The following is a 17,999-nucleotide window of genomic DNA, read 5'->3' on the forward strand; positions in this document are numbered from 1 at the left end:
GTCACAGGATCAAGTCACGTAGTTCGTCGGACAGAGCACCCGGCTGCTTGATGGCCGCCAAATCGGCATCGGCGACCGCATTCCAGGCATCTTCGTCCCACAATTGAAATTTATTTAGTTGGCCGACCAACATCGCGCGCTTATCCAGCCTGGCGTACTCGCGCAGACGCGGCGGTACCAGAAAGCGACCGCTTGCATCCAGCTCGAGGTCAACGGCATTGCCGATCAGCAGACGCTGCAAACGGCGGTTCTCTTCACGGAAGGAGGCCAATTCGCGCAGCTTGTTCTCGATCAGCTCCCACTCAGCCAGTGGGTAGACACAGAGGCAGGGGTCGATGGCATCGATAGTCACGATCAGCTGGCCCGCACAACGCGACACGAGCTCGTCCCGATACCGACTTGGCATCGCGAGTCGCCCTTTGGCGTCGAGACTGATGGCGTTGGCTCCACGAAACACAGCTGCGCTTCCCCTTAAATTAGCTATCCATGCCCAAAAAACCCCACTTCATGCCACTTCTTACCACCTGTGCACACTATAGGAACGCCCACACCCCACCGTCAAGGCGCGCCTGGAGGGAAAAACCCTTACAGAACGGCGATTTAGCAAACAAAAGAGGAGTAAGAGCGGAGCATCAGGCGGAGTTTTGCGAGGCAAATTGAGCGTGTACAGCAATCTGCACTTCGAACTTAAAGTGATTTGTTAAGAGTAAGATTTTTTTGGTCTTAGAAAAGCGAAGTAATGAGGGTGTCACGGATAGAGAGAAAAGGTGGAGAGTCGATCTGTAAGCCGGGTTCTGTCGAGGACAGTCATTCCTCTACGACGTACATCACTGCACGCCTTTAGCAACCTACCCGGTTCCAGCGCGGGCCACGCCAATGGAACCCTATTTGGTCTTGCTCCGAGTGGGGTTTGCCTAGCCACGGACTGTTACCAGCCGTGCGGTGCGCTCTTACCGCACCTTTTCACCCTTACCGGCGCCGAGGCGCTTAGGCGGTTATTTTCTGTGGCACTTTCCGTAGGCTCACGCCTCCCAGGCGTTACCTGGCACTCCGCCCTATGGAGCCCGGACTTTCCTCCCCCGCATTTCGCAGAACGAAACACGGCAGCGACTGTCCGATCGACTCTCCGCCGCCAAGGTTACCGGCACGCGCCCGATAGAACAAGGCTCAAGCGTCTTTCTGCCGCTCCAGTGCCGCCTGATAGAGCAAGTTCTTGCGCACCCCAGTGATTTCCGCCGCCAACGCCGCCGCCCGCTTGAGTGGCATTTCTTTGAGCAACAGCTCGAGCACACGCAGCGCTTCGGCACTGACTGCCGCTTCGCCCTCCGGCGCCTGCCAGCCAGCGACCAGGACCACACACTCGCCGCGCTGCTGATTGCTGTCAGCCGCCACCCAGGCGCGTAACTCGGCCAATGGCAGGCCTTTGAGCGTCTCGAAGGTCTTGGTGATTTCCCGCGCGAGCAGTGCCGGGCGCTCATCACCGAACACCGCCTGCATATCTTCCAGGCACTCGAGGATGCGGTGCGGCGCCTCATAGAAGATCAGCGTGCGCGGCTCTTCCTTTACCTGCTCCAGGCGCGCACGACGGCCGGCGGCCTTGGCCGGCAGAAATCCCTCGAAAATAAACCGGTCGGACGGCAATCCCGCCGCCGACAGCGCCGCAATCAACGCACAGGCTCCCGGCACCGGCACTACGGCAACCCCGGCGGCACGCGCCTGACGTACTAGGTGATAGCCCGGATCGGAAATCAACGGCGTACCGGCGTCGGAAATCAACGCCACGTCCTCGCCGGCCAGCAGCCGCGCTAGAAAGCGTCCGCCCTGATCGCGCTCATTGTGCTCGTGACAGGCGGCCAGCGGCGTGGCAATCCCGAAATGCTGCAGCAGACGCACGGAGTGGCGGGTGTCCTCGGCGGCGATCAAGGCCACATCAGCGAGCACCTTGAGCGCACGTGCACTGATGTCGTCCAGGTTGCCAATTGGTGTGGCGACCACATATAGGGTGCCAAGAGTGGAATTCAATGCACCGGGAGTGGTCACAGCACCAGCCTCATCAATCGGAAAAGCGCGCATTGTAGCCCGTTTCACGCCATCGACATCGCGTCGGGGCCAGGCCTTGGGTACAATTCGCCGTTCATTTGATCAAGTATCAGGAACGCTTACATGATCGCCTGCCTGCGTCCACTCCTCGTTCTCTGCCTTGCTGCCCTGCTTACCGCCTGCGCCAGCCCGCCCTCATCCAGCCTGGGAGAACTGCCACGCACGCCTCAAGCCAGCATCGAGCAACTGCTGCTGCAGGCCACCGAAAGCGAACCCGAACAAGCCGCCCTGCTGCGCCTCGCTGCCGCTGATCTGGCTTATCAGCAGAAAAATATCGCTCGTGCCGAGAGCATCCTCGAACAGGTGCCACTCAATGGCCTGAAACCGGCCCCGCAGATCTATGCCAGCACCTTGGCCGCCGAACTGGCCCTGGCGCGCGAAAAACCCAAAGCCGCCTTGAAGGCGCTCAGCCATCCCAGCTTGGAGCACCTAGGGGAACTGCCGGTCGAACAGCAAGTGCGCACCCAACTGGCTCGCGCCAATGCATTGCAGGCCGACGGCCAGATCCTTGCTGCGGCGCGCGAACGCGTGTACATCGCCCCGCTGCTCAGCGGCGAACCAGCCACACGCAACCACGAAACCATCTGGAGCCTGGTCTCCAGCCTGCCAAGCGAGCAACTGCAATCCAGCGACGGAGCCGACCTGACTGGATGGCTGGGCCTGGCCCGGGCCGCCAAGACCCCCGGCACCTTGCAGCAACAGCAAACAGCCATCGATGACTGGCTGGCACAACACCCGCAGCATCCCGCCGCCCTGCAATTACCGCCCGCGCTGCTAAAACTGCAAGAGTTGTCCAGCCAGCCCCTCCAGGAAATCGCCCTGCTGCTGCCACAAGAAGGCCCGCTTGCAGGCGTAGCGCGCGCCTTGCGCGACGGCTTTCTCTCGGCCCACTATCAGGCTCAGCAGGCCGGGCAAAACCCGCCAAACATCCAGTTCTATGACAGCTCAAGCATGGGCTCGCTTGATGAGTTCTACCGCCAGGCACAGACCGCCGGCGTGCAACTGGTTATCGGCCCACTGGAAAAACCACTGGTCAAGCAGCTCAGTGATCGCGAGCAATTACCAATCACCACCCTGGCCCTGAACTACGGCGACCCAGGCCAGGAAGGCCCGGTTCAGTTGTTCCAGTTCGGCCTTGCCGCCGAAGATGAAGCGCGCGAAGCGGCACGCCGCGCCTGGGCCGACGGCATGCGCCGGGCAGCAGCCCTGGTGCCGCGCGGTGATTGGGGCGACCGGGTACTCGATGCCTTCCAGCAGAGCTGGCAAGCCCAGGGCGGCACCCTGATCGCCGCCGAACATGTTGACCAGCCCGTCGAACTGGCGCGGCAAATCGCCAATCTGTTCCAATTGCGCGAAAGCGAAGCACGCACCAAGCAGCTGAAGAACACCCTGGGTGTTGCGGTGGCCGCGCAGCCAGTACGGCGTCAGGACATCGACTTCATCTTCCTTGCGGCCACCCCGCAGCAAGCGCAGCAGATCAAACCGATCCTGGCCTTCCAATATGCCGGGGACGTGCCCGTCTATGCCACTTCGCACCTGTTTACCGGCAACCACAGCGATGCGCAGTACCACGACCTGAACGGCATCCGCTTTTGCGAAACGCCCTGGCTGCTGAACGTCAACGATCCGGTACGCCAGCAAGTCGAAAGCCAGTGGCCACAAGCCGGCGGCAGTCTCGGCCGGCTCTATGCCATGGGTGCTGACGCCTATCTCCTGGCACCGCGCCTGGGTCAGCTCAAGGCCCTGCCGGAGACCCGGATCGACGGTCTGTCCGGCAGCCTCAGCCTCAACCCGGCGCAGCGCATCGAACGCCAACTGCCCTGGGCCGAGTTCCGCGACGGTCGCGTCGAGCGACTGCCAGACAGCCTCAATTGATCGACCATAGCAGCACGCAAAGCAGCGGCAAGGATGCCGAAGAACTGGCCCGCCTGCATCTGCAGCAACACGGCCTGAAGCTCCTGGCGCAGAACTGGAGCTGTCGCCGCGGCGAGCTTGATCTGGTCATGCTCGACGCCGATACAGTAGTATTCGTCGAGGTCCGCTACCGTCGGCACTCCGCTTGGGGCGGCGCCGTGGAGAGCGTCGACGCCCGCAAGCGCGACAAGCTCACGAAAGCAGCCATGCACTTTTTGCAGCAGGAATCGCGCTGGGCCAAACACCCTTGCCGGTTCGACGTGATTGCCATAAACGCCGAAGGCAACTCGACTCCCCGGCTGAACTGGATTCAAAACGCTTTTGATACCTGAACCGGCGCCACACTGAAGGTTAAATCTCTGATGGAAATGCAAGACCGTATCCGCCAACTGTTCCTGGCCAGCATTGAAACCAAGCAACAGGCTCTGGAAGTATTGGTTCCGTTCATCGAGCAGGGCAGCCTGGCCATGGTTCAGGCACTGCTCAGCGAGGGCAAGATTCTCACCTGCGGCAACGGCGGATCGGCGGGCGATGCCCAACACTTTTCTTCCGAACTGCTCAACCGTTTCGAGCGCGAACGCCCGAGCCTGCCGGCCATCGCCCTGACCACCGACAGCTCGACCATTACTTCGATCGCCAATGACTACAGCTACAACGAGATCTTTTCCAAGCAGATCCGCGCGCTCGGCCAGCCGGGCGACGTGCTGCTGGCGATTTCCACCAGCGGCAACTCGGCCAACGTGATCCAGGCCATACAGGCCGCCCATGACCGCGAAATGACCGTGGTCGCCCTCACGGGCCGCGATGGCGGCGGCATGGCCTCACTGCTATTACCGGAAGATGTGGAAATTCGCGTACCGTCGAAGATCACCGCGCGCATTCAGGAAGTTCATCTGCTGGTGATCCACTGCCTGTGCGACCTGATCGACAGCCAATTATTTGGGAGTGAAGAATGACCCGTTCACCACTGATCCTTGCCGGCCTGTTGTGCAGCCTGCTCCTTGCCGGTTGCGGCAGCCGCAGTATCGGCAACAAAATTGATGACCAGTTCATCGCCCCGCAAGTCAGCGCCAATATCTCCCGCGCTCATGCCGACCTGACCGAGCCGACCTCGCACATTGTTGTCACCAGTTACAACGGCGTGGTGTTGCTGGCCGGCCAGACGCCACGCAGTGAACTGAAAAGCACCGCCGAACAGGTGGCGCGCAGGGTCCAGAACGTCACAAAGGTGCATAACGAACTGCAGGTATTGCAGCCGACCTCGCTGCTCGCGCGCAGCAACGACACACTGCTGACCACCAAGATCAAGGCCCAGATGGTAACCGACGCCACCGTACCGGGCTCGCGGATCAAGGTGATCACCGAGAACGGCATCGTCTACCTGCTGGGCCTGGTTTCACGCCAGGAAGCCAGTCGGGCGACCAGCCTGGTACAGGGCACCTCCGGCGTGCAGAAGATCGTCAAGCTGTTTCAATACACCGACTGATCTTTGTCCGAACACAAAAAAGGCGATCCAGTGGATCGCCTTTTTTGTTTACTTGACCACCTTCAGGCTGGGCCGCCCACTGGGACGCGGCGGCTCGCCGTCTGGCGGCCCCTGATCATCCGGGCCATCGCCTTCTTCATCATCCGGCACCGGCGGCTCCAGATCGAAGACCATGCCCTGACCATTCTCCCGCGCATAAATTGCCAGTATGGCCCCAGCCGGGACATACAGACTGTACGGCGTCCCGCCGAAGCGCCCCTCGAAGCTCACCGCCTCGTTATCCATATGCAGATGACGCACGGCACTGGGCGAGACGTTAAGCACGATCTGCCCATCACTGGCAAAGCCTGGCGGGACTTGCACACCAGGAAATTCGGCGTTGACCAACAAATGCGGAGTGCAGTCGTTGTCGACGATCCACTCGTAAAGTGCACGGACCAGGTAAGGACGACTGGAATTCATCAAAGCCTCCTCAGCTTCAGCGCATATCGCGCTCAACGGGGGAAAGACTGACCTGAAAGGCCTCGCGGGCAAACTGACGGTCCATATAATCGAGCAACGGCTTGGCTGGCTTGGCCAATTCGATACCCAGCACCGGCAGGCGCCAGAGCAGCGGCAGCAAACAACAATCCACCAGGCTCATCTCATCACTGAGAAAGTAGGCCTTGTCGGCGAACAGCGGCGAAACGCCGGTGAGGCTCTCACGGAGTTCTTTGCGAGCCAGCACGCGAGCCGGCTCCTTGCTGCGCGGGTCGAGGATCAGGTCGACCTGAGCACACCAATCACGCTGAATACGATGAATCAGCAGGCGGCTATTGGCCCGCGCCACCGGATAAACCGGCAACAACGGCGGATGCGGATAGCGCTCATCCAGATATTCCATCACCACTGTCGACTCGTACAACGCCAAATCACGGTCGACCAGGGTCGGCAAGCTGGCATAGGGGTTCACCTCCAGCAGTCTTGCCGGATAACGGTCCTTTTCGACACTGATGATCTCGGCGCTGACACCCTTCTCGGCGAGCACGATGCGTACGCGGTGGGAATAGTGGTCGGCGGGGTCGGAGTAGCAGGCTAACCGGTTGGTCACGCTCATGGCGGTCCTCCTCGCTTATATAGGTTATTGGAAGCAGAAAAGACTGCGCGCCCAAAGGGGCGCGCAGGACAACAGTGAAGCGACAAAAAGTTAATGCACGTCCTTCCAGTACTCACGCTTGAGCAGGTAGGCGAAGACGAAGAAGAAGGCCAGATACAGCAGCACGTAGCCGCCGATACGCTGGCTTTCCAGCTTCACCGGATTAGCCGAGTAAGCCAGGAAGGTCACCAGATTCTTGATCTTGGTGTCGAACTCTTCTTCGCTGAGGGCACCGCTTTTCGGCTCGACGACCAACTGATCGCAGGCCTCATGCGTTATGGGTGTGCCCGACAACGGATCGAACTGCTTCTTACCATTCTCTACCACCTGAACCTGCTTGCAACCTATGTATTGACGCCCTTGCAGGGAGGCCAACACGTTCGGCATACCGACGTTCGGGAACACCACGTTATTGGCGCCCAGCGGTCGGCTCGGATCGTCGTAGAAAGTACGCAGGTAGGTATACAGCCAGTCGGTGCCCCGCACGCGAGCGACCAGAGTCAGATCCGGAGGCGCTGCCCCGAACCAGACCTTGGCATCTTCGACCTGCATGCCGATCTTCATGTGGTCGCCAATCTTGGCGTCGTTGAAGATCAGGTTCTCCTGCATCAATTCATGCGGAATACCCAGGTCATCGGCTACACGCTCATAGCGCTGGAACTTGGCGCTGTGACAACCCATGCAGTAGTTGGCGAAGGTCCGCGCACCATCCTGCATGCCGGCCTTGTCGGTCAGGTCAATTTCGACTTTGTCCAAATGCACGCCGGCTTCACTAGCGATAGCGAAGACTGGCAGCGCAGCAATAACAAACGCAGCAAATAGCTTTTTCATCAGCCAGTCACCCTTTCCGGAACCGGTTTGGTCTTCTCCATCCTGGTATAGAACGGCATCAGGATGAAGTACGCGAAGTACAGGAAGGTACACACCTGCGACAGCAGTGTGCGCCCCGGAGTCGGCGCCAGTACGCCCAGCACGCCCAGAATGACGAAGGACACGCAGAACACCAGCAGCCAGATCTTGCTCATCCAGCCCTTGTAACGCATCGACTTGACCGGACTACGATCCAGCCACGGCAGCACGAACAGCACGGCAATGGCGCCGCCCATGGCGATGACACCCATCAGCTTGTCGGGGATCGCACGCAAGATCGCGTAAAACGGCGTGAAGTACCAGACAGGGGCGATGTGTGCTGGCGTCTTGAACGAGTTGGCCACTTCGAAGTTCGGCTTCTCGAGGAAGTAACCACCCATTTCCGGGAAGAAGAACACGATGAAGCAGAAGATAAACAGGAACACCACCACGCCGACGATGTCTTTCACGGTGTAGTAGGGATGGAAAGGAATGCCATCCAGCGGTATCCCGTTCGCGTCTTTCTTCTTCTTGATTTCAACGCCGTCGGGGTTGTTCGAACCGACTTCGTGCAATGCCAGGATATGCAGGACAACCAGACCGAGGATCACGATCGGCAGCGCAACGACGTGCAGGGCAAAGAAGCGGTTCAGGGTGATCCCGGAGATAAGGTAGTCACCCCGAATCCACTGCGTCAGGTCCGCACCGATGACCGGAATGGCACCAAACAGCGAGATGATCACCTGAGCGCCCCAGTAGGACATCTGCCCCCACGGCAGCAGGTAACCCATGAAGGCTTCCGCCATCAGCATCAGGTAGATCAGCATGCCGAAGATCCACACCAGCTCGCGCGGCTTCTGGTAGGAGCCATAGAGCAGACCGCGGAACATGTGCAGGTAGACCACCACGAAGAATGCCGAAGCACCAGTGGAGTGCAGGTAGCGCAGAATCCAGCCGTACTCGACGTCACGCATGATGTACTCGACCGAAGCAAACGCCTCTTCAGCCGAGGGCGTGTAACTCATGGTCAGCCAGATGCCAGTGACAATCTGATTGACCAGCACCAGCAATGCCAGGGAGCCGAAAAAGTAGAAGAAGTTGAAGTTCTTCGGTGCGTAATATTTGCTCAGATGGTCTTCCCACATCTTGGTCGCCGGGAAGCGCGCATCCACCCATTCCATGAACTTACTCATCATGCTTGCTCCTGATCCACACCGATGATGATCACATCATCCGTCTCGTACGTGTGCGGCGGCACCGGCAGGTTCAAGGGCGCAGGCTGCGCTTTGTAGACCCGGCCAGCGAGGTCATAGCGAGAACCGTGGCAAGGGCAGAAATATCCCCCTACCCACTCGCTCCCAAGGTCTGCAGGCGCCACTTCCGGACGGAAGGACGGCGCGCAGCCCAGGTGGGTGCACAGGCCGACCAGCAGCAACAACTCCGGCTTGATCGAACGGGTTTTCGGATCGACATAGCTCGGCTGTACAGAGCTCTGCGATTCGATATCGGCCAGTTGCGGCTCGAGTTTTATCAGGTTGCTGAGAATTTCCTCAGTACGGCGCACGATAAAAACCGGCTGCCCCCGCCACTCGGCAACCATTTGCTGGCCAGGCTCGATCTTGCCAACGTTCACCCTCACAGGTGCACCGGCAGCTTTAGCCTTGGCGCTCGGGAACCATGACCCCACGAACGGGACCGCGGCACCCACCGCTCCAGCAGCACCCACCACAGAGGTGGCTGCCACCAAGAAGCGACGCCGGCCTGCATTCACGCCGTCATTGCTCATTCAGTCGTCTCCCATCAGCTTTGTGGCCTGTTGTCAGGCCTCTACTAGGTAAAAATCGAGTCGCGCAAAAAATCCGCCAAATGGTAAAGAAAAGCCCCTATTCTGACAAGGTAATTACCTTACAGGAAATAGCTCAATCCCTTACAGCGCGCGGCGCGCACAGCTGCGGCATGATGTCGCAGAGAACCAGTCGCCCAAAAAAAACGCCCAGCTCCAAAAGGAAACCGGGCGCTCTTGAACGCAGGTAGCGAATTAACGCTTGGAGTACTGCGGACGCTTACGCGCTTTACGCAGACCAACCTTCTTACGCTCAACTTCACGTGCATCGCGAGTCACGAAGCCAGCCTTGCGCAGAGCAGGACGCAGCGATTCGTCGTAGTCCATCAGTGCGCGAGTGATGCCGTGGCGGATTGCGCCGGCCTGGCCACTCACACCGCCACCGAGAACGGTGACGAAGATATCGAACTTCTCGGTCATCTCAACCAATTCCAGCGGCTGACGAACTACCATGCGGGCAGTTTCGCGACCGAAGAAACCGTCGAGAGTGCGGTTATTGATGGAGATTTTGCCAGTGCCCGCACGCAGAAAAACGCGAGCGGTTGCAGTCTTGCGACGGCCAGTGCCGTAATTTTGAGTCGCCGACATAATGAACTATTCCGTTAAATCTTCAGTTCTTGGGGCTGCTGAGCAGTGTGAGGGTGAGCAGCGCCCGCGTACACTTTCAGCTTACGGTACATGTCGCGACCCAGCGGGTTCTTCGGCAGCATGCCTTTGACCGCGGTCTCGATCACACGTTCTGGCGCCTTGGCGATCAACTTTTCAAAGCTGATCGACTTGATGCCGCCCGGAAAACCGGAGTGAGAGTAGTACATCTTGTCGGTGGTCTTGGCACCAGTCACACGTACCTGCTCTGCATTGATCACGACGATGTAATCGCCAGTATCTACGTGCGGAGTGTACTCAGGCTTATGCTTGCCACGCAGACGGCTGGCAATTTCGGTAGCCAGACGACCCAGTGTCTGACCCGCAGCGTCGACGACGAACCAGTCGCGCTTTACTGTTTCCGGTTTAGCAGTAAAAGTTTTCATTCTTTATAGCCTCAGGGGCCGCCCTGATAAATAAGACGGCGGATCTTACTGAATAGTGCTTACTTTGACAAGTCAAAGGCAGCCGAAAACAGGCGCTATCGGGGGCTCGGGTCAGCGCGTCCGTAATACGGCAAGATTCTTCGGCAGGCGGCGCATCACTTCCACTGCAGAAAGAGGTGCGCAATTATGCCGATTGCGAAAATAAATTCAACCTGCTTGTATGGTTGTTTTACAAAAAGGAGCTGCAAATGGATTATCGCCAGCTAGGCCGCACCGATTTGCGTGTCAGCGCCCTCTGCCTCGGCAGCATGACCTGGGGTGAACAGAACAGCGCTGACGAAGCATTCGCCCAGATAGAACGCAGCAAGGCCCACGGCGTCAATTTCCTCGACACTGCCGAGATGTACCCGGTGCCGCCGCGCGCCGAGACCTACAGCAAGACTGAGCAGATCATCGGCGATTACTTCAAACGTCACGGTGATCGCGCTGACTGGGTACTGGCGAGCAAGATCGCCGGCCCGGGCAACGGTATCGACTACATCCGGGGCGGCAACCTGAAATTCAACCGGGCACACCTGGTCGCCGCACTGGACGCCAGCCTGAAGCGCCTGCAGACCGACTGGATCGACCTCTACCAGCTGCACTGGCCCGAGCGCCCGACCAACTTCTTCGGCCAGCTCGGCTATCGCCATCAGGACAGCGAGTTCACCGCCCTGGAGGAAACCCTGGCGGTGCTCGACGAACAGGTCAAAGCCGGCAAGATCCGCCACATCGGCCTGTCCAACGAAACCCCCTGGGGCACCATGAAATTTCTCCAGCTGGCAGAAAGTCATGGTGGGCCGCGCGCGGCCTCGATCCAGAACCCCTACAACCTGCTCAACCGCAGCTTCGAGGTCGGCCTGGCGGAAGTCGCCATGCGCGAACAGTGTGGCCTGCTGGCATATTCGCCACTGGCCTTCGGCATGCTCTCCGGAAAATACGAAGGCGGCGCCCGCCCGGCCAATGCACGAATCAGCCTGTTCAGCCGCTTTACCCGCTACACCAATGCGCAATCCGAGGCCGCCTGCTCACGCTATGTCGCCCTCGCTCGCGAGTTCGGCCTGGATCCGGCGCAAATGGCCCTGGCCTTCGTCACCGCCCAACCCTTCGTGACCAGCAACATCATCGGCGCCACCACCATGGAGCAGCTGGAGGCCAACCTGATGAGCAGCGAACTGACCCTAGACGATGAGCTGCTGGCCGGTATAGAGGCGATCCACCAGACGCAACCCAACCCAGCACCCTGAACACTGCCGGAGCCAGGCGTAGGACGGACCAACACCCGCCCTACCTCCAGGCCCGTCCTTTCCCCTACAACGAACGGGCAATGATTTCCTTCATAATCTCGTTGGTGCCAGCGTAGATGCGCTGCACCCGGGCATCGGCCCAGGCGCGCGCCACCGGGTATTCCCACATGTAGCCGTAGCCGCCATGCAATTGCACGCACTCGTCTAGCACCCTGCACTGCAGGTCGGTGCCCCAGTACTTGAGCATCGCCGCAGTAGGCACATCCAGCTTGCCCTGCAGGTGCAATTCGAGACAGCGATCGACAAAGACCCGACCAATCTGAATTTCCGTGGCTATTTCCGCCAGTTTGAAGCGGGTGTTCTGGAAATCCGCAATGGCCTTGCCGAACGCCTTGCGCTCGCGGGTGTAGTCCAGAGTCCACTGCAAGGCTGCCTCGGCCGAGGCCAGGGCACCGACACCCACGGTCAGGCGCTCCTGGGGCAGCTCCTGCATCAGGTAGGCGAAGCCCATGCCGGCCTGACCCAGCAAATTCTCCTTGGGCACTCGCACATCCTGGAAGAACAGCTCGGAAGTGTCCTGGGCCTTCATACCGACCTTTTCCAGGCGCTTGCCCTTGGCGAAGCCCGGTGTGCTGGCCTCGACCAGAAACAGGCTGGTGCCCTTGGCCCCGGCTTTCGGGTCGGTCTTGGCCACCACGATCACCAGATCGGCCAGGTAACCGTTGGTAATGAAGGTCTTGGAGCCGTTGATCACATAGTCGTCACCATCCAGCACCGCAGTGGTTTTCACCCCCTGCAGGTCGGAGCCGGCGCCCGGCTCCGTCATGGCGATCGCGGTGACCATCTCACCGGACACCAGCTTCGGCAGGTATTTGTGCTTCAGCGCCTCTGAGCCGTAATGCAGGATGTAGGGCGCGACTATGTCCGAGTGCAGGGAGAAACCGATGCCGGTCAGCCCTAGACGACCGACCTCCTCGATCACCACCGTACTGTAGAGAAAATCGGCAGCCATGCCGCCGTACTCTTCCGGGATATGCGAACAGAGCATCCCCGCCTCGCCCGCCTTGCTCCACAGCTGGCGATCGATATGCCCGTCCTTTTCCCACTGCGCATGAAAGGGCACGGCTTCCTGCTCGAGAAACTTGCGTACGCTATCGCGGAAAAGCTCATGGTCGGAGCTGAACAGGGTTCTAGGGATCATGCTGGCACCTTGCGACGAAGCGGATTAAAGAAACCCTGACTTTAACCAAGCAAACGCTTGCTCGCACTGGACACAACCGCCAATAAATAAGACGATCCAGCCAGACGATGACCACTTAGCCTTGATAAGAACCCTAATTATGCTCACCCAGCAGCCACTGCCCTTGCGGCGCGTCAGTATTCTCGCCACCGAAGGGGTATTTGCCTCGACCCTGATGCAGGCCAAGGACTTTTTCCACATGGCCAGCCTGCGCTACGGCAAACAGCAGGGGCTCGGCCTGACCGAAACCTTCGAGATTCGCCTGGTCAGCCCGGACGGCCAGCCGGTGCGCAGCTTCAGCAACGTCATGATCCCGGTTGACGGCGGCCTCGACACGTCCGATGTGATTATCCTGCCCACCTTCTGGGATGATTTCGACGCCCTCTGCCTGCGCCACCCGCAGATACTCCACTGGCTACAAGAGTGCCACGCGGCCGGAAGCGCGATCTGCGGCGAAGCTAAAGGGGTGTTCTGGATGGCCCAGGCGGGCTTGCTCGACGGCAAGGAAGCCACCACCTACTGGCGCTTCTTCCGCGAGTTCGCCGAGCGCTTCCCCAAGGTACTGCTCAACCAGGAGAAACACTTGTCGGACGCCGACAACCTGTATTGCGCCGGCGGCGTGACCTCGGCCTGCGACCTCTACATCTACCTGATCGAGCGTTACTGCGGCGCCAGCGTGGCCCAGGGCGTGGCCCGCGACATCCTCTACGAAGTGCAGCGCAGCTACACCCCCGGCAGGATCGGCTTTGGCGGGCAGAAGCTGCACCACGACCTGACCATCCTGCAGATCCAACAATGGCTGGAAGAGCACTTCGCCGACAAGTTCCGCTTCGAGGACGTGGCCCGCGAACACGGCATGAGCATCCGCAACTTCATGCGCCGCTTCCAGGCCGCCACGGGCGACAAACCCCTGCACTACCTGCAACGACTGCGCATCGAAACGGCGAAAAGCCTGCTCAGTGCCACGCGCAAGAGCATCAAGACCATCAGTTACGAAGTCGGTTACGACGACGCCAGCTTCTTCGCCCGCCTATTCCGCCAGCACACGGAGCTGTCACCCAACCTGTATCGCCGACAATTCCAGCACAAGGACGCCCAGGTGTAAGCACGCCACCAGGGGGATCAGGGCGCGGCGACGGCGCGGCCACGCCCATGACTGGCCCTGAACACTCAAGGACTTGCCGCACAAAACCGTCGGTTACGGCTTATGCGGCCGCGACAGAAACTCATGGGACTGCATCTCGAGCAGCCTGCTCAGGGTGCGCTGGAACTCGAAATTCAGGCGGCCGCCGGTGTAGAGGTCCTTCAGTTCGACTTCGGCGGAAATGATCAGCTTGACGTTGCGATCATAAAACTCGTCCACCAAATTGATGAAACGTCGCGCCATATCGTCCGTATGCACATCCATCTGTTCGACATTGGCCAGCAATACCGCGTGGAATATCTTGCCCAGCTCGATGTAATCGTTCTGACTGCGCGGACCGTCGCACAGCTCGCGAAACTCGAACCAAGCCACGTCATCGCCGACCTTGCGTGCAGTCAGGCTGCGGTTCTCAACCATCAACGCCTCGTGCTCCTGCACCACACAGTGTTCGGGCAACAGGCTTCTGAAACTCTTCTCCAGGCTCTCTTCGGCCGCCGCATCCAGTGGCCAATGAAACAGTTCAGCCTGCTCCAGCGCCCGCAGGCGGTAATCGATACCACTGTCGACGTTGACTATCTCGGTATGCTCTTTGAGCAAGGCGATGGCCGGCAGGAAGCGCGCGCGCTGCAGGCCATCCTTGTACAGGCCGTCCGGCACTATGTTGGAGGTTGCCACAAGGCTTACGCCGTTCTTGAACAGCTCCTCGAGCAGAGTGGCGAGGATCATCGCATCGGTAATATCGGAGACGAAGAATTCGTCGAAGCAGATCACCCGCGCCTCGTCGGCAAAACGCTGGCCGATGATCACCAGCGGATTCTTCTCACCTTTGAGGCTGCGCATTTCTTCGTGCACGCGTTTCATGAAGCGGTGGAAGTGCGTCCGCATCTTGCGCTCGAACGGCAGCGAGTCGAAGAAAGTATCGACCAGATAGGTCTTGCCGCGGCCAACCCCACCCCAGAAATACAGGCCCTTCACCGGCCCCTGCGGCTTCTTGCCGAACAACTTGCCGAACAGACCTGACTTGCCCTGCTCGTCGGCGACCAGATCGTCGTACAGGCGCTGCAGATGACGCACCGCCGTTTCCTGGGCTGCATCATGGAAAAATTCGGGCCGCTCGAGATCGGCCTGGTAGCGCGCAAGGGGAGTCATATTCGTTAGCCGGGCCAGTAAAACGGGGGCGTAACTTTAACGACGCCCCCGCAACTTGGCAATCGGCTAGCCAGGTAGCAAGCACAGAGAAAAAGCCGCGCAGCCCTGGTGAGCTTCGTCGGGCCGCCCCTCAACGGGCACGGCCCGATCCGATCGAGCAGGCCTTATTCCTGCGGCGCCAGGGCCTCGCGCAATCGCTGGATCGCCGCCCGGCAGGCGCTGACATCGGCAAACGCCGGGCTTTGCGCCACGCACTCACCGTCTAGCCACACCGCAAAGCCGTCACCCTCTTCACGCAGATCCAGCGGCTCGCCCGACTGCAGGCGCTTGTTCACCTGCCCGGCAGACTTGCCGTCGGCAAACGACCTGGACAGCAGCAGTTGCTCGCCTGCGGCGTCCAGCAGACGGAAACGGAAGCTGCCGTCTTCGTCGCGAAAACTGACGAACCGCGCACTCTTGCTGGCCTTCTTCTTACCGCTCTCGGCGCCGATGGGCTGGCTGCGGAACGAACGCAGGCCTACCGCCTCGCGCAGCTCGCCGAGGAAGGGCGTGGCAATCCTGCGCGCCTTGGCCGCGCCGGCCAGCAGGATATCTTCCAGCTCGGCGGGCCGCTCGATCAGGGCGTGGTAACGCTCACGCGCCTCGCCCAGCTCGCTATCGAGCAACTGGAACAATTGCTGCTTGGCCTCACCCCAGGCCAGGCCCTTGACCAACTCGGCGCGAAAATCCGCCTGCTGGGTTGGTGCAGCGAAAGCCTGATACAAGGTGAACAGATGGGAACTGTCCGGATCCTTGGGCTCGCCGGGCAGCCTGGAGTCGGTAACGATACGCGCGATGGCGTCCTTGAGCTGTTTGGCAGTGCCGAACAGCGGAATGGTGTTGTCGTAACTCTTGCTCATCTTGCGCCCGTCCAGGCCCGGCAGAGTCGCTACGTCTTCCTCGATCACCGCCTCGGGCAGGGTGAACAGCTCCTTGCCCTGGCCGAACAGGTGATTGAAGCGCTGGGCGATATCGCGCGCCATTTCGACGTGCTGGATCTGGTCGCGACCGACCGGCACCTTGTGCGCGTTGAACATCAGGATGTCTGCGGCCATCAGCACCGGGTAGCTGAACAGGCCCATGGTGATGCCAGCATCCGGGTCCTCGCCCTGCTCGACATTCTTGTCGACCGACGCCTTGTAGGCGTGCGCACGATTGAGCAGGCCCTTGCCCGCGACACAGCTGAGCAGCCAGCACAGCTCGGGAATCTCCGGGATATCGGACTGGCGGTAGAAGGTCGCCCGACTCACATCCAGGCCGCAGGCCAGCCAGGTCGCGGCGATTTCCAGGCGCGAGCGCTGGATCCGCGCCGGATCATCACACTTGATCAGCGCATGGTAATCGGCGAGAAAGTAAAAGGAGTCCGCATCGGCGGCGCGACTGGCGACTATCGCCGGACGAATGGCGCCGGCGTAGTTACCGAGATGCGGGGTGCCGGTGGTGGTTATGCCGGTAAGGATACGAGTGGTCATGGCTATCGCTTATAGGGCTGCAATCAGTTCGAAAGGCGCGGCAGCAGCAGATCCTTGAGATCGGTCAGCTTGCCGTGAAAAAAGTGGCCGCATTCTGCCACTTTCAACAGCTCATGGGCACGCCCCAAGCCGGCGGACCAGGCATAAACCGCCTGCGGATCAATCACTTCATCGGCCTCGGGCTGGATCAACGTCAGCGGACAGCGCTGCGCCGGCGGATTCTCGGCGGTCAGCCGGCTGACCGCTGGCGCCACCATGAATAAATGCGCCAGCTCTATGCCCTGATGTTCCAGGCGCCCACCGAGACTGGCAGCGACAAAGCCGCCAAAGGAAAAGCCCAACAGGGTCAGGGGCAGCTGCGGATAGTGCTGACGCAGCCAATGAGCCACCGCCTCCGCGTCATCCACCTCGCCACTGTGCATGTCATGACCACCGGCACTGGCGCCGACACCCCGATAATTGAAGCGCAGGGTAGCCAGGCCGACGTCGCGGGCGGTGCGCTGCAGGGTCGAGACGACCTTGTTGAGCATGGTCCCGCCCTGCACCGGATTGGGGTGACAGATCAGCGCCACACCACGGGCGTCGGGGGTATCCAGCCACAGGGCTTCTAACTGGCCACAGGGGCCATCGATTAAAACGGGGGTTTCGCGGGTGAGCAACGGTGAACTCCGTGACCTCTTAGAGGGTCGACTCGTCTAGCTGACAGCCTGCGTCGCACAGCTTTACATTGCGGTATACAGCGCAGGTTCCAGCCGTTAACGTAAAGCAAAGCCGTTTAGAGAGGAAGGACTCGTGGAACAGACGCTCACAGCCTGGTTGTTACCGGCCATCACCCTGGTAGCCGGCATCGCCATCGGCTTCCTGATTGCTCGCCTTGCGCCTAATGCAGCCCCCGGCCGCACACAACGCCAGTTGGACGAGATTCAGGAACGCTTCGACGCCTACCAGAGCGAAGTGGTAACCCATTTCAACACCACCGCCAATCTGGTGAAGAAGCTCACCCAGAGCCATCAGGACGTGCAACAGCACCTGTCCGAAGGAGCCAACCGTCTGGCACTGGACGAACTGACCCGCCAGCGCCTGCTCGCCAGCCTGCACGCAGAAGACGGCGGCAGCGAACGACGCGAGCGCCTGAAACCTCCGGCTTCCCAGGAGATGCCCAAGGACTATGCACCGAAAAGCGCCGATGTACCGGGCATGCTCGACGAAAGCTACGGACTGAAGAACAAACGCTGAGCGCATTCGGAGCCGGGTGACAGTCAACCCGGCCCAATAAAGCTCTGGCTGGCAAACTGCTGCAACACGTTGGCG

The 17,999-nt window shown here is 60.1% G+C and carries 20 protein-coding genes and 1 other RNA gene; 7 read left to right on the forward strand and 14 right to left on the reverse strand.

Going from position 1 to position 17,999, the window contains the following annotated elements:
* Nucleotide 1 precedes the first annotated feature (1 nt).
* The 3 genes from mraZ to rsmI all read right to left on the reverse strand — a co-directional run bounded on the left by mraZ (nucleotide 2) and on the right by rsmI (nucleotide 2,022).
* Nucleotides 2-457, reverse strand: a complete 456-nt coding sequence (gene mraZ / locus LJY18_RS01285; protein WP_090447645.1) for a division/cell wall cluster transcriptional repressor MraZ — start codon at nucleotides 455-457, stop codon at nucleotides 2-4.
* Nucleotides 458-767: 310 nt separating this feature from the next.
* An RNA gene (rnpB, locus tag LJY18_RS01290) (RNase P RNA component class A) lies at nucleotides 768-1,126 on the reverse strand.
* Nucleotides 1,127-1,167: 41 nt separating this feature from the next.
* On the reverse strand, nucleotides 1,168-2,022 hold the full coding sequence (rsmI, locus tag LJY18_RS01295; protein ID WP_238041089.1) for a 16S rRNA (cytidine(1402)-2'-O)-methyltransferase: 855 nt from the start codon (nucleotides 2,020-2,022) through the stop codon (nucleotides 1,168-1,170).
* 141 nt (nucleotides 2,023-2,163) lie between these two features.
* Here rsmI and LJY18_RS01300 point away from each other — a divergent pair, with 141 nt between their 5' ends.
* Genes LJY18_RS01300 through LJY18_RS01315 form a run of 4 tightly spaced genes read left to right on the forward strand, consistent with a single transcriptional unit; the run spans nucleotide 2,164 to nucleotide 5,500 of the window.
* The gene (locus LJY18_RS01300; RefSeq protein WP_238039936.1) at nucleotides 2,164-3,975 is read left to right on the forward strand and encodes a penicillin-binding protein activator; all 1,812 of its coding nucleotides are present in this window, start codon (nucleotides 2,164-2,166) and stop codon (nucleotides 3,973-3,975) included.
* On the forward strand, nucleotides 3,972-4,346 hold the full coding sequence (locus tag LJY18_RS01305) for a YraN family protein (protein WP_269137655.1): 375 nt from the start codon (nucleotides 3,972-3,974) through the stop codon (nucleotides 4,344-4,346). The genes LJY18_RS01300 and LJY18_RS01305 overlap by 4 nt, the downstream gene beginning before the upstream one ends.
* 30 nt (nucleotides 4,347-4,376) lie before the next feature.
* Nucleotides 4,377-4,970: a phosphoheptose isomerase gene (locus LJY18_RS01310; protein WP_238039937.1), complete on the forward strand. Its 594-nt coding sequence runs from the start codon at nucleotides 4,377-4,379 to the stop codon at nucleotides 4,968-4,970.
* A complete protein-coding gene (locus LJY18_RS01315) occupies nucleotides 4,967-5,500 on the forward strand; it encodes a BON domain-containing protein (protein ID WP_238039938.1) in 534 nt (177 codons plus the stop codon). Before LJY18_RS01310 ends, LJY18_RS01315 begins: the two co-directional genes overlap by 4 nt.
* Nucleotides 5,501-5,548: 48 nt before the next feature.
* Here LJY18_RS01315 and LJY18_RS01320 read toward each other — a convergent pair whose 3' ends face one another.
* The 7 genes from LJY18_RS01320 to rplM form a co-directional block, all read right to left on the reverse strand.
* Entirely contained in the window at nucleotides 5,549-5,962 is a 414-nt protein-coding gene (locus LJY18_RS01320; RefSeq protein WP_238039939.1) for a ClpXP protease specificity-enhancing factor, read from the reverse strand.
* 16 nt (nucleotides 5,963-5,978) lie between these two features.
* Complete coding sequence (locus tag LJY18_RS01325) at nucleotides 5,979-6,596, reverse strand: glutathione S-transferase N-terminal domain-containing protein (RefSeq protein WP_238039940.1); 618 nt, start codon at nucleotides 6,594-6,596, stop codon at nucleotides 5,979-5,981.
* Between the two features lie 90 nt (nucleotides 6,597-6,686).
* Nucleotides 6,687-7,466, reverse strand: coding sequence for a cytochrome c1 (locus tag LJY18_RS01330; protein ID WP_238039941.1), 780 nt, complete (start codon nucleotides 7,464-7,466; stop codon nucleotides 6,687-6,689).
* The gene (locus LJY18_RS01335; protein WP_238041091.1) at nucleotides 7,466-8,677 is read right to left on the reverse strand and encodes a cytochrome b; all 1,212 of its coding nucleotides are present in this window, start codon (nucleotides 8,675-8,677) and stop codon (nucleotides 7,466-7,468) included. Before LJY18_RS01335 ends, LJY18_RS01330 begins: the two co-directional genes overlap by 1 nt.
* Nucleotides 8,677-9,270, reverse strand: coding sequence for a ubiquinol-cytochrome c reductase iron-sulfur subunit (gene petA / locus LJY18_RS01340; protein ID WP_238039942.1), 594 nt, complete (start codon nucleotides 9,268-9,270; stop codon nucleotides 8,677-8,679). Before petA ends, LJY18_RS01335 begins: the two co-directional genes overlap by 1 nt.
* Nucleotides 9,271-9,522: 252 nt before the next feature.
* Complete coding sequence (rpsI, locus tag LJY18_RS01345) at nucleotides 9,523-9,915, reverse strand: 30S ribosomal protein S9 (protein ID WP_238039943.1); 393 nt, start codon at nucleotides 9,913-9,915, stop codon at nucleotides 9,523-9,525.
* 14 nt (nucleotides 9,916-9,929) lie between these two features.
* On the reverse strand, nucleotides 9,930-10,358 hold the full coding sequence (rplM, locus tag LJY18_RS01350) for a 50S ribosomal protein L13 (protein ID WP_172144120.1): 429 nt from the start codon (nucleotides 10,356-10,358) through the stop codon (nucleotides 9,930-9,932).
* 248 nt (nucleotides 10,359-10,606) lie between these two features.
* Between rplM and LJY18_RS01355 the strand changes: the two genes are divergently transcribed.
* The gene (locus LJY18_RS01355; protein ID WP_238039944.1) at nucleotides 10,607-11,644 is read left to right on the forward strand and encodes an NADP(H)-dependent aldo-keto reductase; all 1,038 of its coding nucleotides are present in this window, start codon (nucleotides 10,607-10,609) and stop codon (nucleotides 11,642-11,644) included.
* Between the two features lie 64 nt (nucleotides 11,645-11,708).
* Here the strand turns inward: LJY18_RS01355 and LJY18_RS01360 are convergent, their stop codons facing one another.
* Nucleotides 11,709-12,845: an acyl-CoA dehydrogenase family protein gene (locus LJY18_RS01360; RefSeq protein ID WP_238039945.1), complete on the reverse strand. Its 1,137-nt coding sequence runs from the start codon at nucleotides 12,843-12,845 to the stop codon at nucleotides 11,709-11,711.
* Nucleotides 12,846-13,083: 238 nt separating this feature from the next.
* Here LJY18_RS01360 and LJY18_RS01365 point away from each other — a divergent pair, with 238 nt between their 5' ends.
* Nucleotides 13,084-13,989, forward strand: a complete 906-nt coding sequence (locus LJY18_RS01365; protein WP_238041092.1) for a GlxA family transcriptional regulator — start codon at nucleotides 13,084-13,086, stop codon at nucleotides 13,987-13,989.
* A 93-nt stretch (nucleotides 13,990-14,082) separates the two neighbouring features.
* On the opposite strand, the gene zapE is transcribed toward LJY18_RS01365, so the two are convergent.
* From zapE to LJY18_RS01380, 3 genes are all read right to left on the reverse strand, one after another.
* The gene (zapE, locus tag LJY18_RS01370) at nucleotides 14,083-15,177 is read right to left on the reverse strand and encodes a cell division protein ZapE (RefSeq protein WP_238039946.1); all 1,095 of its coding nucleotides are present in this window, start codon (nucleotides 15,175-15,177) and stop codon (nucleotides 14,083-14,085) included.
* Nucleotides 15,178-15,341: 164 nt separating this feature from the next.
* Nucleotides 15,342-16,688 (reverse strand): tryptophan--tRNA ligase, encoded by a 1,347-nt coding sequence (locus LJY18_RS01375; RefSeq protein WP_238039947.1) that lies wholly within the window; start codon nucleotides 16,686-16,688, stop codon nucleotides 15,342-15,344.
* A 23-nt stretch (nucleotides 16,689-16,711) separates the two neighbouring features.
* Nucleotides 16,712-17,347 (reverse strand): alpha/beta hydrolase, encoded by a 636-nt coding sequence (locus tag LJY18_RS01380; RefSeq protein WP_238039948.1) that lies wholly within the window; start codon nucleotides 17,345-17,347, stop codon nucleotides 16,712-16,714.
* Nucleotides 17,348-17,480: 133 nt separating this feature from the next.
* Here LJY18_RS01380 and LJY18_RS01385 point away from each other — a divergent pair, with 133 nt between their 5' ends.
* Entirely contained in the window at nucleotides 17,481-17,924 is a 444-nt protein-coding gene (locus LJY18_RS01385) for a YhcB family protein (protein WP_238039949.1), read from the forward strand.
* Nucleotides 17,925-17,999 lie beyond the last annotated feature (75 nt).

Origin of the sequence: Pseudomonas sp. MMS21 TM103 (genome assembly GCF_022132145.1) — a bacterium.
In the GTDB taxonomy this organism is placed as follows: Bacteria; Pseudomonadota; Gammaproteobacteria; order Pseudomonadales; family Pseudomonadaceae; genus Aquipseudomonas.

Excerpts from the sequence above, each read along its gene's own strand:
- petA (WP_238039942.1), bottom strand. The coding sequence starts at position 9,270 with ATGAGCAATGACGGCGTGAATGCAGGCCGGCGTCGCTTCTTGGTGGCA.
- LJY18_RS01300 (WP_238039936.1), top strand. The coding sequence starts at position 2,164 with ATGATCGCCTGCCTGCGTCCACTCCTCGTTCTCTGCCTTGCTGCCCTG.
- LJY18_RS01335 (WP_238041091.1), bottom strand. The coding sequence starts at position 8,677 with ATGAGTAAGTTCATGGAATGGGTGGATGCGCGCTTCCCGGCGACCAAG.
- LJY18_RS01360 (WP_238039945.1), bottom strand. The coding sequence starts at position 12,845 with ATGATCCCTAGAACCCTGTTCAGCTCCGACCATGAGCTTTTCCGCGAT.
- zapE (WP_238039946.1), bottom strand. The coding sequence starts at position 15,177 with ATGACTCCCCTTGCGCGCTACCAGGCCGATCTCGAGCGGCCCGAATTT.
- LJY18_RS01355 (WP_238039944.1), top strand. The coding sequence starts at position 10,607 with ATGGATTATCGCCAGCTAGGCCGCACCGATTTGCGTGTCAGCGCCCTC.
- LJY18_RS01310 (WP_238039937.1), top strand. The coding sequence starts at position 4,377 with ATGGAAATGCAAGACCGTATCCGCCAACTGTTCCTGGCCAGCATTGAA.
- LJY18_RS01330 (WP_238039941.1), bottom strand. The coding sequence starts at position 7,466 with ATGAAAAAGCTATTTGCTGCGTTTGTTATTGCTGCGCTGCCAGTCTTC.
- LJY18_RS01375 (WP_238039947.1), bottom strand. The coding sequence starts at position 16,688 with ATGACCACTCGTATCCTTACCGGCATAACCACCACCGGCACCCCGCAT.
- LJY18_RS01315 (WP_238039938.1), top strand. The coding sequence starts at position 4,967 with ATGACCCGTTCACCACTGATCCTTGCCGGCCTGTTGTGCAGCCTGCTC.
- rplM (WP_172144120.1), bottom strand. The coding sequence starts at position 10,358 with ATGAAAACTTTTACTGCTAAACCGGAAACAGTAAAGCGCGACTGGTTC.
- LJY18_RS01325 (WP_238039940.1), bottom strand. The coding sequence starts at position 6,596 with ATGAGCGTGACCAACCGGTTAGCCTGCTACTCCGACCCCGCCGACCAC.
- LJY18_RS01320 (WP_238039939.1), bottom strand. The coding sequence starts at position 5,962 with ATGAATTCCAGTCGTCCTTACCTGGTCCGTGCACTTTACGAGTGGATC.
- rpsI (WP_238039943.1), bottom strand. The coding sequence starts at position 9,915 with ATGTCGGCGACTCAAAATTACGGCACTGGCCGTCGCAAGACTGCAACC.
- LJY18_RS01365 (WP_238041092.1), top strand. The coding sequence starts at position 13,084 with ATGGCCAGCCTGCGCTACGGCAAACAGCAGGGGCTCGGCCTGACCGAA.